This is a genomic window from Ruminococcus sp. 8Y-12, from assembly GCF_058119865.1.
The window spans coordinates 4,043,710-4,061,641 of sequence record NZ_CM176623.1; the positions used below are offsets into that span (position 1 = coordinate 4,043,710).

At 45.0% G+C, this 17,932-nt stretch carries 12 protein-coding genes, 1 other RNA gene and 1 pseudogene; 1 reads left to right on the forward strand and 13 read right to left on the reverse strand.

Annotation, left to right across the window (positions count from 1 at the left end; all coding sequences use genetic code 11):
- Positions 1-53 precede the first annotated feature (53 nt).
- The 11 genes and pseudogenes from AC0THY_RS16275 to AC0THY_RS16325 all read right to left on the reverse strand — a co-directional run.
- A pseudogene (locus AC0THY_RS16275) lies at positions 54-257 on the reverse strand (CatB-related O-acetyltransferase); the annotation flags it as partial.
- Between the two features lie 379 nt (positions 258-636).
- A complete protein-coding gene (locus AC0THY_RS16280; protein ID WP_489991646.1) occupies positions 637-1,221 on the reverse strand; it encodes an acyltransferase in 585 nt (194 codons plus the stop codon).
- A gap of 26 nt (positions 1,222-1,247) precedes the next feature.
- Positions 1,248-2,495, reverse strand: coding sequence for a nucleotide sugar dehydrogenase (locus AC0THY_RS16285; protein ID WP_489991647.1), 1,248 nt, complete (start codon positions 2,493-2,495; stop codon positions 1,248-1,250).
- A 504-nt stretch (positions 2,496-2,999) separates the two neighbouring features.
- Entirely contained in the window at positions 3,000-3,221 is a 222-nt protein-coding gene (locus tag AC0THY_RS16290) for a hypothetical protein (RefSeq protein WP_489991648.1), read from the reverse strand.
- A 139-nt stretch (positions 3,222-3,360) separates the two neighbouring features.
- A complete protein-coding gene (locus AC0THY_RS16295; protein ID WP_489991649.1) occupies positions 3,361-6,426 on the reverse strand; it encodes a fucose pyrophosphorylase domain-containing protein in 3,066 nt (1,021 codons plus the stop codon).
- A gap of 19 nt (positions 6,427-6,445) precedes the next feature.
- The gene (locus tag AC0THY_RS16300; protein ID WP_489991650.1) at positions 6,446-7,858 is read right to left on the reverse strand and encodes a sugar transferase; all 1,413 of its coding nucleotides are present in this window, start codon (positions 7,856-7,858) and stop codon (positions 6,446-6,448) included.
- A gap of 28 nt (positions 7,859-7,886) precedes the next feature.
- Complete coding sequence (locus AC0THY_RS16305; protein ID WP_489991651.1) at positions 7,887-8,633, reverse strand: polysaccharide biosynthesis tyrosine autokinase; 747 nt, start codon at positions 8,631-8,633, stop codon at positions 7,887-7,889.
- Between the two features lie 11 nt (positions 8,634-8,644).
- Entirely contained in the window at positions 8,645-9,376 is a 732-nt protein-coding gene (locus tag AC0THY_RS16310) for a YveK family protein (RefSeq protein WP_489991652.1), read from the reverse strand.
- A 15-nt stretch (positions 9,377-9,391) separates the two neighbouring features.
- Complete coding sequence (locus AC0THY_RS16315) at positions 9,392-10,858, reverse strand: CpsB/CapC family capsule biosynthesis tyrosine phosphatase (protein WP_489991653.1); 1,467 nt, start codon at positions 10,856-10,858, stop codon at positions 9,392-9,394.
- Between the two features lie 11 nt (positions 10,859-10,869).
- Positions 10,870-12,822, reverse strand: coding sequence for a fibronectin type III domain-containing protein (locus AC0THY_RS16320; protein ID WP_489991654.1), 1,953 nt, complete (start codon positions 12,820-12,822; stop codon positions 10,870-10,872).
- Between the two features lie 60 nt (positions 12,823-12,882).
- Complete coding sequence (locus AC0THY_RS16325) at positions 12,883-15,885, reverse strand: Ig-like domain-containing protein (protein ID WP_489991655.1); 3,003 nt, start codon at positions 15,883-15,885, stop codon at positions 12,883-12,885.
- An 891-nt stretch (positions 15,886-16,776) separates the two neighbouring features.
- On the opposite strand from AC0THY_RS16325, the gene ssrA reads away from it, so the two are divergent.
- Positions 16,777-17,124, forward strand: a transfer-messenger RNA (tmRNA) gene (gene ssrA / locus AC0THY_RS16330).
- 99 nt (positions 17,125-17,223) lie between these two features.
- Here ssrA and AC0THY_RS16335 read toward each other — a convergent pair.
- Together AC0THY_RS16335 and AC0THY_RS16340 are read right to left on the reverse strand one after the other, a co-directional pair.
- Positions 17,224-17,523 (reverse strand): DUF4368 domain-containing protein, encoded by a 300-nt coding sequence (locus AC0THY_RS16335; protein ID WP_489994211.1) that lies wholly within the window; start codon positions 17,521-17,523, stop codon positions 17,224-17,226.
- Positions 17,524-17,673: 150 nt separating this feature from the next.
- Positions 17,674-17,931, reverse strand: a complete 258-nt coding sequence (locus AC0THY_RS16340; protein WP_489991656.1) for a hypothetical protein — start codon at positions 17,929-17,931, stop codon at positions 17,674-17,676.
- Between the last annotated feature and the right edge of the window lies 1 nt (position 17,932).

Consider the following 17,932-nt stretch of genomic DNA (forward strand, 5'->3'; position numbering starts at 1 on the left):
TCCACGTCATCGAACTTATCTGCATGTTTTTTAATCCAGGCTTGGTCTTTTTCCCACCATTTCATTTCCAGTAACTTTTCAATCGTTTCTTCATCAAAACGATGCCCGATGATCTTTGCCGGAACGCCACCAACAATTGCATAGGGTGGCACATCTTTTGTTACGATAGCTCCCGCAGCAACCACAGCCCCGTCACCAATCGTAACGCCCTCCATTATTTTTACACCCGAACCAATCCAAACATCGTTACCAATCACTACAGTAAACTTCTGATCCTTGTCTATGTAACTGAAGTCGCTGAATTTGTCTTCACTCACATAGGTAAATCCGGATTGCTTTCTCGTTGAGTAAAATGCCGGGTGAATAGATACAAACTTCGACGTCGGATGGCTACCTGCAACCGTCATGACATCAGTAGCGATACATGTATATCTACCAATCTTTGTATTTTTAATGAACGAACGATTTCCAATAAAACTCGTCAAAAATGTTACATCCATTGTCAGTCGATTCATTCCCTCGAAACGGTCAAAAGAATCGATTATGACATTGTCTTCGAATGAACAAGATCTTCGCGCCTTGTATCGATGTACAGCTTGCTTTACTCGTGTTAATAACTTTCTCATATACCTATTCTCATTCTATCCTTCTTATAAACTTTGCAGGATTTCCAGCCCATATTTCGCCATCTGGTATAGACTTTGTTACAACAGAGCCAGCTCCTACGATTGATTTCTCCCCGATGGTTACACCTTTAAGGATAATGCAATGCGCACCAATAAACGCTCCGTCCCTAATGACTACTGGGCTTGTTGCTCCACCCAGTTCACTCATTCGCTTTTCAAAATCCAGCCAGTGGAAGTCGGTGTCGTATATCTTGGTACCCGCCCCCACTAAAATCTGGCTACCCAGCGTTATCGAATCGCACGCAAATAATGTTGCGTTTGAGATACCACAACCGTCCCCAATACGAATCTTCCCTTTGCCTTTTGCAAACAAAATCGTCCTTGTATCTCCGCCTATAGGATTACTTTCTAAACTTGAATTAATAGAGACATCATCTCCAATAACAATTCCATCAGCGGTGTTCGAAACACAATGAATACGGCCGTTTATTCTAAGATTCTTTCCGTATTTTACATGGCGATATTTCATTATCAAAGCGTTATAAATCCGGTTTGATAAACCAGTGATACAATAAACAATCTGCTTTATATTCATGTGTTTCTCCCTAATATTTTACCGTGTCAGTCCCGCCCAAAGAGGTCCCTCGTGTACACTTTCTCTTTCACATCATCCAGGCACTTGTCATACCGGTTGGCGATAATGGCATTGCTCATCGCCTTGAACTTCTCCAAGTCATTCACCACCAAGCTACCAAAGAACGTACTACCATCTTCCAGAGTCGGCTCATAGATCACCACAGTCGCTCCCTTAGCTTTAATCCTCTTCATGACACCCTGGATACTGCTATGACGGAAGTTATCGCTGTTGCTCTTCATGGTCAGCCGGTATACACCAACCGTTGCGGGCTTCTCTTTGCTCTTGCTGTACTGGTTATCTTCCTCATATCCGTAATAACCAGCCACTTTCAGCACCCGGTCGGCAATGAAATCTTTCCTAGTCCGATTGCTCTCAACAATAGCCTCAATCAGATTCTCCGGCACGTCTTCATAGTTTACCAGAAGCTGTTTGGTGTCTTTGGGCAGGCAGTAGCCGCCGTAACCAAAGGACGGATTGTTATAATGAGTACCGATACGAGGATCAAGGCATACTCCGTCAATGATCTGCTGGGGATTCAGCCCCTTCATCTCTGCATAGGTGTCCAGCTCGTTGAAGTAAGACACACGGAGAGCAAGGTATGTATTAGCGAACAGCTTAACCGCCTCTGCCTCAGTGAAGCCCATGAACAGCGTGTCAATATTCTCCTTGATAGCACCTTCCTGTAGCAAACCTGCAAATTCATGTGCAACTTCTACCAGACGCTCATCCTCCATATCCGTGCCCACAATGATGCGGCTGGGATACAAGTTATCATATAAAGCCTTTGACTCTCTTAAAAACTCAGGGCTAAAGATAATATTCTTACTGCCAGTTTTCTCACGGATTTTCTTTGTATATCCAACCGGAATAGTAGACTTGATGACCATAATCGCATTCGGGTTATATTCCATGACCAGTTTAATCACAGTCTCGACAGCAGATGTGTCAAAAAAATTCTTCTGGCTGTCGTAATTGGTCGGAGCCGCAATAACAACAAAGTCCGCATTGCTGTAGGCGAGTTTGGCGTCCAGCGTTGCAGTCAAATCCAGCTTCTTCTCGGCCAGATACTTTTCGATATACTCATCCTGAATCGGTGACTTGCGATTATTAATGAGTTCCACTTTCTCCGGGATGATATCCACAGTGTATACTTTATGGTGCTGTGACAGCAGTGTGGCAATCGAAAGGCCAACATAGCCAGTACCCGCAACTGCAATCATGCAATTCTTCATAATACTTTCTCCTCGTCTGCACCGACAAGGTCATACATAGCTACCACGCCGGTAATTAATTATGCTTTCTATATTTAATCGCTGTGGTCATCATCTTGCTTTGATTCTCACAGCGCGGAATCTGCTTTCTTTATCTTGAGCCTCAATGTGTTTATCACTTCATCGACAGGTCTATCCAAAAACGCTCATACTCATTTCAGTCGGTTTTTCAGCCCCAGAAATGTACATATTCGGCTTCAAAACCCTCATAAAACGCCTAAAAACCCTCAACAAAATTCATAGGGTAGACCTCTAGGTCTGCTGCTAAATTATTGAAAACAACAATTCGGTTCTTCCATAGTTCATTAACTGCAAATGAGCGTTATACGCCCCTTTTTCTCTGCAATTCCCCACTATGATTCTTTAGGGTAGACCCCTTGCAATCTCCACATCATCTGTTGAAAATCCTTGATATTACGGCGTTTTTCTGTTTCCCTCTTATCTTCTCCCATCCCAATTTCACGTTCAAAATGTACTTATCACTATTCCCCTACCTCTACCCGAAATGGAAAAATCCATGTTTTTCGCCTCATCCATTTCATGTAAAAATGCTCTCATCCACCCCATAGCCCGTGAGAAAGCCCTCTCCATTTCATTTGAAAATGTTCTTATCACTATCCCCAGACCTGTACCCGAAACCTCATTTTCCGGCAATAAAGGATGATTTCCCCGGTCATCATAGCCCACGATTATGCAACCAAAAATTTAGCCTAGCCATTAGGATAGACACATCACCAACCAACATTCTTTTTTGGGGTATTTCCTTTCTCCTCCCTATAAAGGCAGAAGAATCCTCACCTACTATACCACACCCCGCGAAAAATGTCTACCCCACATCCACCTCACAATCCCAAACATCCACTCCACTATCCTGCCAAACGCCTCTCAGTCTTTCCCGAAGCTGCTCTTTTGTCATACCTTTTTTCAAGATCACCTGCAAAAATCCGCCGCCACCTGCTCCTGCAATAAATCTACCATCAATCAAGTCCTCACATGATAAGAAGATCTGGTCAATGCAGGTATTGGTGGTACCTTCATCCAACATTTTTGACAGATTCCAGTGTTCATTCATCAACTCTGCAAATGCATCTATATCTCCACGCTCCAACTCAAACTTCATCAGAGCAGCAGTTCTCTGCATTTCCCTCAGCGCCTTCAGTGATTCCGGTCTGTTACCTATATACCCTCCGATGACATCGCGGAGCAAATTTCTGGCCAGCCTTCTCTGACCTGTATAGATAAGCGCAAATCTCTCGTTCAACTCCTGAAGAGTTTCGGGCTCCAGAATCACCTTTTCCACCTGAAGATTCTGCGAGATGCCTGGCTTGGAAGTGATAAACTTTATCCCCGGCGTAACGCCTCCGACCTGGTCCTGCCATCCGCCTCCGGTACTCATGATCTGCTCCATGCTGAGCACCGTATCGTACAGATCGCTGTCGCTGATTTTACGGTCTAAAAGCTCGTAGATGGCCTTTACACAGGCCCCCGCCAAGATACTGCTTGTCCCCAGACCAGACCCCTTGGGTACATTTTCCACCTCAGTTGAGAGATAGATGCCTCCTCCCAGAGCTCTCAATTTCTTCTCCAGATCAAACGCTCCTTTTACCGGAACGATTCCGCAGGCAATCAGAGCCGCTTTATGCAGTGCAAAGGAATCATAGGGATTGTGGCAATCCTGAATCTCTTCTGCTGTCCGTGCAATCCCCTGCACTCCTATATCCGTGCTGGCAAATTCCACATGATACTCCTCAAGCCGTCTCGCAGTTACATGGATTGGAAGTTTTCCTCTGAGACGGATCGCTGCATTTAGGACAGTTCCCCCCATTTCATTGCACTGTGGCGGGGTATCTGTCCACCCTCCTCCCCAGTTTACACGTACTGGAAGGCGCACCTCCACGCGCTCTTTTGCGATCTGGTAATCTTCACTGCTCTTGATTTTCTGCATCCCATTCTGATAAATGGAGTCTGCAATGGAGTCAAAACACATACTCTCCAGCACATCATAGGTCTTCCCGTCAAAGGATTTTCGAAAATGCTTCATCTCTCTAGACATGGCATAGTAAATTCTGATTTTTTGCCGCAATTGCAGCTTAGACGCGCTGTCCATCAAAATATGAAACTGCTTTTCATTGATCCCGCTGTCGCCAAACACCCGAAAGGCTTCCGGATAATAGGCTCCACTCTCCAGCTTCTCCATAAATTTCTTTACCAGAATCTGATTGCGCAGCTTTTGTTTCCACGGAAGAATAGCCATGGCATCCGCTTGGTTAAAGCTGCTGTACAAGCTGAGCCGTTCTTTTGCAATCCACTCCCTGATCTTTTTGTCGGAGGCTCTTCCTGCTGCGATCTGGTACACATTCCATGCCTCAGATACCGCTTCCTCCATGGAATTGCACACTGGGTAGAGCTTTGCGTTCCATAGGCTTTTTTCCTGTCCCTCTTCCCATATCTCGTCCTCTGACAAATGCTGGTTGAGAATCATATCTCTCAGTCCCGTCATCAAAAAAGAGGTGTTTTGCTTGTAAAGGCCCTTGGGATTGTCTTCTTTTCCATAGATGCGGACTACATACCTTCCATCCTTTGTAAACAGGCCATGCAATACCGTATTTTCCGGCACCTCACACTCCTGAACCGTGACACCTGAGAGCACACATCCTGTTCGCAGGCAGCAGTCTCCTCCCACCAGGCTGTCTTCAATATAGACACCTTCTTCAATCGTGACCCGCTCTTCAATCAGGCTATTGTGCGCTGCACATGGAATCTCTGTTTTGATATTTGTCAGGACAAAACGTTTCCAGTCCAGAAACTCGTAATTGTCCACGCCTGAGACCACCAGTTCCGTCAGCTCTCTCGTTGTCCCGAAGTGAATAAACTCCGCCGGTGACAGACACAGCAGTTTCATACTGTAGCTATGCAATGTCTCCCACAGTTCCTTCCTGCACTCCAGAAGCTCCTCACAGATACTTCCCTCCGCAGCTTCCTTATAATACTGCTCCAACGTGGACTCACTGGCCAGAGGATAGAGAAAGTCCCCGTAAAAGCTGATCCTTGCCTTTTCGTTTACATATCTTCCATACTTGGCCTTATCCAGCCTGTTATCTGTACTGATAAGCGAAAAGAGAAAGTTCAGCAGCCTGCTATCCATGATAATGGCTCCAGTGTCCAGATCTACGCATCCCTGTTCGTTTACTGCACCTGACCGGCCCAGTTCTTCTTCTGTCTGTTTATGTAAAAAGCGCTTCACATAATCCATACCATCGTTTAAAAAGACGCCATGGTTCTTGCCCGTGCTCACGTGTTCTTTGATTGAAATTGCAGCCGCTCCATTTACCTGAAAGTCGATTTGGAGTGGATTAAATAACAGTAATACATCCCCTGACAACACCAGCATCCCCTCTGGAATCCTGCCTGCCACTCCGCTCATGCCGATCATAAACTCATCAAACAGCGTGGATGCTCTGCCGTTGGGCAGTTCTCTTGGGACTGGTGAGAATAATTTCCCGCATGCCGAATACTGCGGTACTCTCTTGCTGTCCCCACCTGAGTGAATGACCAAAATTCTTTTCCCCGCAAAATGATCTTGCGTTTTCTCCTCATCCTGTTCCGCTATATAGCGCAAAACATTGAAGGTAGCCCCTCCGGAGCCCACTCTTTTTCCATCCGGGTCGGGAAGTACCACATACTTTGTGGACTCCGGCAGAAGACCCAGCTCGATGCGTCCTTCTATCTGCTGGCGGTATGCCTCCGCCTGCTCCTCATTGGAAGCAGTCAATATTACATAATCCCATCGGATAAAGCTCCTTTTACTGAGACTCCTTTTATAGTCCTCCCAGGAGTCCAGATAGCTCTGCCTCAGAAACAAGTTTTTCATCTTTTTGTAGGTTGCCTGCATTTCGTTTCCTCCCCGCTGCCTACTTCGATCCCTCTTTACCCAAAACCACCAGCACCGTTTTCAGCAGTATCTTTAAATCCAATCCCAAATTCCACTCCAGGATATACTTCGTATCCAACTTCACCACTTCCTCAAAGTCCGTGATATTGCTCCTCCCGCTCACCTGCCACATTCCAGTCAGTCCCGGTTTGATAGAGAGCCGCTTCTTATGCCCCATCTCGTATTTCTCATATTCATCCACTGTGGGCGGTCTGGTTCCCACCAGGCTCATCTCTCCTTTAAGTACATTGATGAACTGAGGCAGTTCATCAATACTGCTCTTTCGCAGAAAGTGGCCAAAAGGGAAAATCCTGGGATCATCCTTCATCTTAAACATCAGACCTTCCATCTCATTTTGATCCATCAGTTCCTTTTTCCGCTCCTCCGCATCCATGTACATGGAGCGGAACTTGTAGATCTTGAAAGGCCTTCCGTTTCTGCCGATCCTGGTCTGCGTAAAAAAGATTGGGCCAGGGCTCTGTATGTAGATAATCGGAGCCACAAAAATGGCTGCAATAAATGTCAGGATCACGCCAACGGTACCGCCTAAGATGTCCAAACCTCTCTTGAACAGCACCTGCCGGTCGGAAGCCATGTGAATACTGGTAGTCATCACTGTGTAATCGCCAAATTTCTCAATTACTTTATTTCCCTCCATCTGCGAAATCTTCATCAGATTCAGATGGGTGGTAATACCCATGGCAATACAACCGTCCATGATGTCCTGAGGCAGTTCTATTTCCTTGGGCAGATTGAAAAACACCTCATCCACCACTTCCGTTCGCAGATATTCCAGCGCTTCTTCCTTGTCCGATACCACTGGAACATCATCTATGTACTTTCCTGTCATGTCCTCATCCATGATGACAAAGCCGATGATGCGGTAGTCCCGGTAGACATATCGTCGAACTGACTCCAGTGTTTCCTTCGCTAATCTCTTTGTGGTCACAGCAATAACAACCCGTAGCCGGGTTTTATCCATCAGCTTTTTGCGTACAAATGCCTTTAATCCTATTCTTGCCCCATAGCAGACTGCAATCCCCCCCAGCCATGTCATGATAAATACAGACCTTGAAAACATGCTGGAAGTCTGAAGCAGGAACATATATGCAAATGTAAACAGTACCACCGTCGTGACATGCTGAAGCACTGCCCGAAACTCCCGCCAATACCCTCTCTGCAGTATCCCTTTATAGCTCTCTCCAAAGAAAACCACACAGAAATCAATTAAGACAAGTACCACGCACATCTGCGTATAGGGAGCTCCCAACAGAGGTACCACAGCTCCATGCCGTATCATATAGGCCAGGAAAAAAGTCAGTTCGATACACATAATATCCAATAAAATGAAATCTAAGTGCTTTAACCAGCTGCTTTTTGCTTTTCGATACATATTCCCACACTACTCCTACTAAATCTGCTTATTTCTGTTCTTTTGAGGGCTCCTCTTTTCCATTGTATGCTCCGTGGTTTCTTCCGGAATAGATACCATAATAACTACCATACCGTTTCCCATAGTATTTCCGGTAATATCCTTTGCCTTCCATGTCCACCTTATTGAGCACTGCGCCCAGAATCTTACATCCGCTCTTCTCAAGCTGAACTTTTACCTTCTGGACAAATTTATAGCTGTCCGCCGCATGTTCAATAACCAGGACTGCGCCATCCACATTGGTGGAGACTATTGCAGCATCAATGACGCTTCCAAGGGGTGGACAGTCAATAAATATGTAGTCATACTTTTCCCGCAGAGAAATGATCATCCTCTGAAACTTGCTGCTTCCCAGAAGCTCTGAGGGATTCGGGGCCACCGGGCCGGTCATAAGGACATCCATATTCTCCACATTTGTACTGTGTACACACTCATCCAGCTTGCACTGTCCGGTCAGATACTCAGACAAGCCTTTCCCGGTTTGGTCAGCCTGGTATCTGGACACCATGACAGATTTTCGGATATCCGCGTCAATCAGAAGCACCTTCTTTCCCGTTTCTGCCATCGTTACAGACAATCGAAAAATCAGAACTGACTTGCCTTCATTTGGCTGGCAGCTGGTGAAGCTGACTACTTTTATTTCTTCACCGCAGAACTGGATGTTAGTCCTCAGTGTCTTGTATGCCTCGCTGGACTGAAAGTCCAGTGTGGATATATTATCAAAATTAATTTTCATTGTTTATCCCTCTACTTTTTCTTTCTGGAAAACCATCTCTTTTTCTTGCTGCCCACCGGTTCCTCCAAGGGAATGGTTCCAAGGGTTGTGAGACCCAGGAACTTTTCAATGTCATCGGCTGAGCGGATACTGTCATCCATCAGAAACAGTACTATGATGGCACCTGCTGCTGCCGCTGCGCCCAGAAGTCCTGCCATTAGGCAGTTCTTGGTGGTATTGGGACTGCTCTTTACTTCCGGCACGTGTCCTTTTTCCGCAATGCTCGGTTCATCCGTCTTCATGATATCTGCAATTTTTGCCACGGATACCGTTGCAATTTCATCTGTGATGGCTTTGGCCATAGTAGGACTTGGGTCCGTCACAGTGATATAGACGATGCGGGTATCAACTGGGTTACTTATGGATATTTTACTTTTTAACACTTCGTAGGAAAGATTCAAATCCAGATTCTCAATAACGGTCTCCAGCACCGGACGGCTGTTGATCATAACTTGATAATCCTTTGTCAGCTGGGTTCCCAGCTGTACATCTGCAAGGGAGGTAATGCTTGTTGACTGGCTCAAAATATAGAGCATGGAGGTAGACTGAAACTGAGGGGTAATCATGGTTTTGGTCCATATTCCTGCTATTCCGGCACACACTGCCATAGCCAATATAATCACCCATATTTTATGCAGAAGTACTAAGAACAGTTCTTTTAAATCAATTTCTATCTCATCTTCATAGGTCTGGTTGGTTTTCATACATAATACCTTTCTTTATTGTTCATTATCTTTTATAAGAAGCCTGCCATTTTCGATTAGCAGACGCCTGCAAACCGCTTCCCCACAACTGGCGCAGATTTCTTTTGCTGCCTTCTCCATGTTTGGTGACCGGCGGTCCGGGTCATGGCTGTCGGTTGCCAAAAAATCAATCAGCCCTGTTTTAATGTATTTCATATACCGTCTGACACTTCCACAGTTCATCTGAAGCAAAGCTCCTGCACTTCTGAGCTCTTCCAAATGCTTTCGATCTCTCATCACACTCTGATAGCGCTCAACATGTGCTATGATGGGACGGTATCTGTGTCTTTGAAGCTGAATGATGCTAGTCAAGATATAAGAGTAGGACTCGTCGGCGCGATATTCCACTAAAACATAACGGGAATCCGACATAGTCAACACTCTTCCCTGATTTAGTTTCTCGATGACACCGTCTCTGTACAGCAGTTCACTGCCCAGATAGAGTTCCATATCTTTGAAGCGCTCCCGAACCGTTTCCTGGAGTTTTGCGAACGTTTCTTTTAAGCCCCATGCCGGAACCCGGTTGTGGCCAATTATGTAATGAGGTGTGGCAAACATCTTCCGCACTCCCTGTTCATAGGCTTTCTCAATGATCTTAAGGGATGCATCCTCATCCGCCGCGCCATCATCTACTCCGTAAAGTATGTGGGAGTGAATATCAATGAGTCCCCCATTTAGGCTTTTAAAAATCTTGCTGCCCCTGGCTTTGCGGATTCTATTTCTTATAAATAAGACCGCCAGAATACATATTATCAGAAATGCCGCCGAAATGCCACCTATTTTCCATAACTCGGGGTACAGTTTTTCTTCCTTAGCTTTTTCCCCGCCAGATGCTTCTTCTATTCCAGACTCAACTAACCTCTCCGCAGCTTTTTCTGCAATATACTCCTGGTAGGCACCCTCTTCCTCCTCTGACCTCTCCTCCGGTTTCTTTTCATTTATCGCTTTGATGTTATATCCCATGTAATATTCGGCTTCGCTGTCTGTCTCAATGGTGTTGTCAATACTATCTGCAAAAGCTCCGTCTTCAGACTGACTGTCCGTGTTGCCCTGGCTGCCGGGATCCGCAGTACCACTGCCGGTTTCCCCTTCTTTCAGTTCGAGTTTCCCATTATCTTTTGGCTTCGGTTCTTCCTTGGAACTCCCCACTTCCATGAGGTAGCCCTGGGCTACGCCCTCACCTACACTGGCATTCATTTGTGAAATCAGGGAGGAGGCCTGTTCCTCTGTCAGGTCCACACCATCCTCTGAAAGCTTTGCCGTCACCTGGCTTAAATACTCCGGCTTTGCCACATAGGTTTTTCCTTTATACTCAAACATGCCGCTGGCCGCTGAAATCACACTGGATTCCGCTGCATTTATTCCACCGGCCTGAGCAGTTATGCTAACAGCGCAAACGGTCATTAGGGCCGCTGCTGCAAACCGGATCTTTCTTTTCATCATAAATGTCTTCCTTATTTTGCCTTAGCCCTAATTATTTTAGAGTAATCTCCATATACCTTTTTTCCTTTAATCTTTGTATAGGCTCTTACCTTGTAATAATAGGTCTTTCTGCTCTTCACCTTCTTGTCAGTGTAGCTCTTTCCTCTGATGTCTGCAACTTTTTTATAACCGCTGTTCTTTTTCACAGAACGGTATACCTGATAGCCTGATGCCTTTTTCACAGCAGACCATTTCAAGGTCACCCTCTTTTTCGCAGTGCTTTTCTTCACTGTCCGCGGCGAGAGCGGAACAACTTTTCCGGCTACCACTCTTGAATCAGAACTGGTCACCTTGGACTTGCCGCTGACCTTCACTGCACGCACCTTGTAATAATAAGCTCTTCCAAAGGTTGCCTTCTTATCCGTGTAACTTAGAGACTTGGTTTCACTTACCTTTTTATACTTGCCTTTTTTGGATGTCGCCCGGTACACATAGTACTGGGTCGCATTATATGCTTTCGTCCAGGTAAGCTTTATGTATTTTCCGGAGACCATGGTGCTTCTTAAATTCTGTACAACCGCAGGCTTTGTGAAAACCGGCGTATTTACATCTGTGAAGCCTCCACCTGTATTGTCATCATCCGGGTCTATCGGATTCGGCCTGTCAGTACCGGATGTCTCCATCACATTGAGATTAAATGTAAAATCTTTCGTAGAGCCTATGGTACTTCCTGATTCTGTTGTTGTAACCTGGCCGCTTGCATTGGAAGAAAGTGTCACCTTTTTTACATCAGAGGAAACAATCATACCAGCAAGAGCTCCCTTAACATTGACCTTTCCATAAACATACAGATAAGCCGGGCCTCTGGATGCAGGATATGCAGTCCCGTTCGCCGTGTAGGCATCTTTAAATGTCTGGTCATAAAAAGCCACCTTTTTCCCGGACGGAACGCTGAGTGTTGCACTGGACGCCACGGTTACTCTTGCCCCTGGCATATATTTATACCAATTATTATAAGTGTAAGTTCCGTTGTACAGTTCTATGGAACAATCTCCATCAATTGGGTAAAAGAAAGCTCCTGTACTCTTTTTCTGTCCCATAAACTCCAGAGTGGTGCTCGCAAACTTGCCTCCCCCAAATAACTGAAGAATTTCCCTTCCGCCACTGTACATTTTGAGAGCATATCCGCCGCTCAGACGGTAAAGCCCGTTTGAGTTATCAATCTGTGGGAATCTGGTGTCATAATAGTCCCCGCCTGCAAACATGCGCACATTTCCCACCAGAAATGCCCCGGAATCTATGCGGGTCAGGGACTGAATGTTGTGCATGTCATATTCATTGTATGGAAATATGTAATGCGGTGTAACTGCAACAGAAGCATAAGTTCCACCCCGCCAGTGCTTTACCACAAATAGATCCCTGACCGTTCCTCCTGCATAAGCTCTGATAGAGCCCGATCCACTCACACCGCCGCATACATCCAGTATTCCCCCTGAGGCAACTTCTATTTTCCCCTGCAGGTTAATTTCGGAATATTCTCCGGAAACCCCGTAGCCATTGGAATAGCTGCTAACCCTTACACCCGTTACTGCATTGACCAAAACAGTTCCAGATACATTCAGGGTTGCTCCGGACGAGACCGTCAAAGTCACGTACTTTTTGGGAGTCGAAGCTGTCCCCGTATTTTTGGGGTTGTATCCATCATAATACCCCACGGTATCATCCTTCCCTGCCGGGAGCAGCAAAAGCACGCCGGTTTTCACCACTGCATCAGAGGAAATAACCGCATTTTTCTGTAAAACAACCCTGTCTCCGGAGCCGGCTGCGGACAGCGCTTCCTCCACCGTGTTGTACTCTTTTATGCTTCCGCTTCGGCTATATACCTTTGCCTCCACGGCTGCTGCCTCTGTGCGAAACGCCGGCAATGCAAGCCCAAGAAAAAACAGTGCAGTGATCAGTATATAAATAGTCTTTCGTGTTTTCAAATCATATGCCCTTTCAAAGTGAACATGGGGATGAAGAAGCTTCACCCCCACTATAATTGCTTATTTAACTTTTACCCTCTTAACTGCTGAATAAGGTCCATAGTATCTCTTGCCTTTAATAGTCTTATAAGCCCTTACCTGGAAGGAATAACTCTTTTTCGATTTAAGCTTTTTCTGTTTGAAGCTGGTTTTCTTCGTGATCCCTACCAACTTATATTTTCCGCCAGGGGCTCTCATATATACCTGATATCTTCTTGCTCCGAGAACTTCATTCCACTTGAGCGTTACTGTCTTCCTGCCGGCTCTGGCAGAACTGATAGCAGCCTTCCCCAGCGAAGCCCTGGCTGCTACCACTTTCGAGGATGCTCCTGCTTCGGAATCATAAGATACTACTTTGTAGTAATATTTCTTATTTGGAGTTAACTTATAATTTGTATAGGAAGTTGACCTTGTTGTTCCTATCTTCTTATACTTACCGCTCTTCTTTGCTGCACGGTATACTACATACTTATCTGCTCCGGGAACCTTCGCCCATGTCAGTTTCACTCTCCATGTCGTAGTATTTACAACTTTTGTTACAGGTGCCGCAAGTGTAATGGTAACCTTACAGGAAGCTGTTTTTCCATTTGCAGTTGTGGCGGTGATGGTTGCTGTGCCTCGCTTCAACGCGGTTACCGTTCCGTCGCTTGCCACAGATGCCACTTCAGCGTTGGAAGACTTCCAGGTTACGCTTTTGTCTGTTGTATCAGCCGGAAGCACATCTGCAGTCAGGCGGCTTGTGTCACCTGTTTTCATCTTCAGGCTGGAAACATTCAAGCTTACACTGTCAGCCTGGACAGCAGCAGCATTGACGGTTACTTTGCACACGGCTTCTTTTCCATTTGCAGTCCTGGCAATAATATCTGTACTGCCTGCTGCGATTGCTGTGATCTTACCGTTTGAATCTACAGTTGCCACCCCGGTATCACTGCTATTCCATTTAACTGTTTTGTCCTCCGCTTCAGCAGGGAGCACGGTTGCTGTCAATGCGTAATTCTGACCTACCGTCAGCGTAACACTTGTCTGATTCAGCGTTATTTTGGTAGGAACAATAACCGCCTTCTTACTTGAAACCACATATGCCGAAGCATGGTTCAGAGGAACACTGACAGTATAGTTCTCGCTTACGGTAAATCCTTCATCCTTGAGAGATCTTACTGTTCCCTGCTCCGTATCTACATAATAAACATAAGCAACGTCTCCAATATCAAATCCTTTTTCCTTCACATACAAGGTAAGAATCACTTCACTTACCGGGAATGCTCCCTCGTGCTCAAGCTCCAGTTTTAAAACGTTTGCGTCAGCCGGAATATTGTCCTGAACGATTTCATTTTCTCTTTGTCCGATAGCTGCACTCACGCCTGTTTTCAAAGGAATGTTCATATCCAGATCATCTATATCTTCCGGGATTGAAACCGTCATTGTCACTGATACAGAAGTGTCATCTGTAGCCTCTGTCTTTATCACAACTGCTGAAACCCCTGCTTCCTGTGCTGCCTCCAGAATAGATACCGGCAGTTCCGGCGCCTTATCTTGCGCAACAGGTATGTTGATTACAGGCACTTCATTTTCATTGGCGTTTGCAATCACAGAAATAATCTGGTCTACAACCTCATCCGGTATTTGGGCTATCGTCTCTCCTGATTCATCCACTGTCTCGCTGACATCAACAGACACTTCAATGGGATCTTTCCCTTCTGCCCCTGGTATTACCTCCTGCTGTCCGGACTGTTCTTTTACCGTAATCACACAGGTATCTTTTATGGATGAATCTTCCATGGAGGTTGCTGTAATTACTGCTGTTCCCACAGCTGCTCCCGTTACCGCGCCATCCTTTACAGTCGCCACATTCTGGTTGCTGCTCGTCCAGATCACACCCTTATTCAGTGCTTCCACTGGCAGAACCTTGCATCCAAGCATCATGCTTGCTCCAACCTCTATCTCCGCACTCCCTTTACTCAGCTCAATGCTCTTCACAGACACATTTTTGTCAGCAAAGTGGACGTCAACAGAGATATTCTGACTATTTGCTGCCTCTGCAAGATTAGATACGATTTCCAAAAAAGCAGTTGCAAGATCTATATTGGTTCCAGACAATGCATTATAAAACCTTGTCAGAATACTGTCCTCTGCACCAATAGCGTTAAAACTATCCGCTAACCCATTCACTGTAACCAAGGTATCTGTTGTCAGTACCGCTCCCCTTGTTCTTATCCCTGTTGAAGACCCTTTAGGAAGCATAATCTTAATCTGTGCATCTTTTTTGTCAGCTACCTTTTTCAGTACAAATGTATCCTTAAGTGCTTGTTTTAGTTCATTGACATTTATATCACCGTTTCCGATTGAAAGATCGGAAGCATCGTTGTTAAACTCTAACTTTTCTTTTCCGATCTGGATATATCCGCCCTTCTTCAGGAGAATACCTTTTGCCTCATCGTTTTTCTCCATATGGCTATATAATTCAGAAAACGCCGCCTCTGCGCCGGCCCCCGCCTTTGCAGTAAATTCTGTACTGTCACTGTTTGCCGAAACATCGTAGGAAACCGCTTTATCATCAATTGTCAGGTTTAAGTCCGCACTCTTAAATCCGCGCACCTTACCCAGATAATTTTCTATATCAATAGTTCTCTGTGCACCGGGTGCTGACACGGCAAAGATTCTCTCCGCCATGTTAGGCAGCTTATCGCCGAAATAATAGTTGCTCTGCACTTTAATGTTGGTATTCTTTGCATCCAATACCAAACCCTTAGGAATTTTTACAGTAGCATCATAATTTTCATGAAGAACTGATGATATGTTCCCGCCCTTTAACATGAGGAATAAACCCATTCTGTCGGAACTCGAGATGCTGTCAGCGGCTCTCGCTTCTTTAGTCTCAATCGCCCTCTCTGTTCCTACCTCAAGTTCGTCCTCCGAAAGCTCCACACTCTCTGTCACCTGCCCTGGTTCTGCCGCAGTAGTTACCATGACATTTGACAAAACCATTGCTGCTGCCAGCAATAGACTAACTACTTTTTTCTTCATAAATTGATGTCTCCCTTCCTTTTATGGATGATGCTGTACGTGCATCTGATTTTGATTCCTTTTATTTGACTGATGATAATACAAAGAATAAAACTTCTTTAATCTTCACAGAATATGTATTTTCCAACGCCACAGAATAATCATTCCGTGATAGTTGGTTAGTAATAAAAAGATCACTCTTGCTTTGTTGCAATCCACACTCGGTAATTTAACAGAGTACGGCCGCATCTTTCGATGCGTTGATTGACTTAATGTCAGTGTGGGATACCGATTTCTCTCCGCCCGCCACTGCCGTTCATCTTGTTTTAGGTGATTCCTCTCGCCGCCTACAGAGGTGGGAGAATCCTCACTTATTCTTGTTGACTGTAATTTATTATAACTGATTTATAAGTAAATTTCAATCTATATATACAAAATTAGTCCTTTTTCATAAAACGGCAATTTTAACAAGCCTGCTATTTTGGGTTTCTTACGGGTTTGATTTTTGTGCATTTTTTTAGGGTCTGCGGATTTTTTGCACAAATATTTTGTTTTATAAGCACTTAATTTCTACGATTGAGGCCAGAATCACACCTGCAAATTATTTAGCTGAAATAATTTGACGCTTGGATTTTTTAGACGTTCATGTACAATGTAAAATTAGCACAGAATAATTATTCAGCGGATTTTATGTAACCATCTCCATTCATTCAGAAACAGTACTAAAGTAAGGTACTGTTTGTAACAGTTTGGCCAATGACTTTGCACTTTGCTGCAAAGTCCGCAAAAGAGTGTGTATGAAGTCATAGCCTAAATAGTTACTACTATATTTAATAATTATTTTTTCAGCCTTGACAACATCACACTTTGCTTTTATAATTAAACTAGTCTGCAAACCATACTCTCTTAATCGGGGTTGTACTGGTTTCGACGGGGGTTTTGAAGTTGAAGAAGCCATTCGCGGGCCGGGACCGCGCAGTAAACCGGAAACTAAATATAAACGCAGACGAAAATTTAGCGTACGCAGCCTAATGGCTGCTGTCGACCTTAGGTTACTCACAGCTTAAGTCATCGGCATCAAATTATGTGAGGCACTTCTTACCCAAAGCTTTGAGGGTGGGGAAGAACTTATGAAGCTACTAAAGTCTGAAGCCTGTCATTAGGCGTCAGATGGAGGGAATGTCAAAATAATGACTGTGATGGGAGATGCTTCAAGGGATAGGCTTTCGGACAGGGGTTCGATTCCCCTCAGCTCCATTTGGGCAATTACAAAAGATGAATAAAAGTGCCGGGAAATTAAGGGTTTTCAGTTACAAGGAGTATATTTTCTGATTAGGCGGCGTAGCCCCGTTACAAGGGCTATGCCGTCTTTTCCTGTTCATTTGCTTCTTTCTGTTCCGTCTGCGGGTCAGTAAGGCAAATGAATTTCTCCCACCAAGTTAAATATCCACTTTCTGAAAACACTTGCCGTCCATCTTCTCCGGCGCATGGACAAGGATTTTTTACAAACTCATTAACGAGAGCGGGCGTTAATTTTGTTATTCCCACATACTTGCGGATAATGACAGCGAAGCTGTCAAAGTCGCTTTTGTTCTGTTCGTTGGTATCGTGATCGCAGCTATCGACTTTCTTCTGTTCTGCCTTTACCTTTTCCGTCAGTTCTTTTTGCTCTGCTTTATACTGCGGACAGCTTCAAAAACCGCTCATGGCTGATTGTACCGTTAATATCGTCCTCATAAATCCGCTTAAAAATCCATTCAAGTTCCGCAATCCGTTATTTTGCCTGTCCTACCTCACGCCGCCTGCGCTTCATGTCTTTTCTACTTCATCAAACCGCTGTTCTTGTATTAGTTCCATAAAAGCGGTAATATCCACATAGAACATGGCAGTTACGGCAAATATACGATTGTGGACGATTTTCCGCAAAACTTCTGCTATCCGCATAGGTCCATTTCCGGCAACACATAAATCAAAAATCCTCTTTACCACAGTGGCAGCTTCTTCATCTGCAATCCATTTCTTTCTGTTGTTGGGATCTACTTTGTAGCCGTAGGGCGGATTTGTCAAA

Excerpts from the sequence above, each read along its gene's own strand:
- AC0THY_RS16280 (WP_489991646.1), bottom strand. The coding sequence starts at position 1,221 with ATGAATATAAAGCAGATTGTTTATTGTATCACTGGTTTATCAAACCGG.
- AC0THY_RS16285 (WP_489991647.1), bottom strand. The coding sequence starts at position 2,495 with ATGAAGAATTGCATGATTGCAGTTGCGGGTACTGGCTATGTTGGCCTT.
- AC0THY_RS16295 (WP_489991649.1), bottom strand. The coding sequence starts at position 6,426 with ATGCAGGCAACCTACAAAAAGATGAAAAACTTGTTTCTGAGGCAGAGC.
- AC0THY_RS16300 (WP_489991650.1), bottom strand. The coding sequence starts at position 7,858 with ATGTATCGAAAAGCAAAAAGCAGCTGGTTAAAGCACTTAGATTTCATT.
- AC0THY_RS16305 (WP_489991651.1), bottom strand. The coding sequence starts at position 8,633 with ATGAAAATTAATTTTGATAATATATCCACACTGGACTTTCAGTCCAGC.
- AC0THY_RS16310 (WP_489991652.1), bottom strand. The coding sequence starts at position 9,376 with ATGAAAACCAACCAGACCTATGAAGATGAGATAGAAATTGATTTAAAA.
- AC0THY_RS16315 (WP_489991653.1), bottom strand. The coding sequence starts at position 10,858 with ATGATGAAAAGAAAGATCCGGTTTGCAGCAGCGGCCCTAATGACCGTT.
- AC0THY_RS16325 (WP_489991655.1), bottom strand. The coding sequence starts at position 15,885 with ATGAAGAAAAAAGTAGTTAGTCTATTGCTGGCAGCAGCAATGGTTTTG.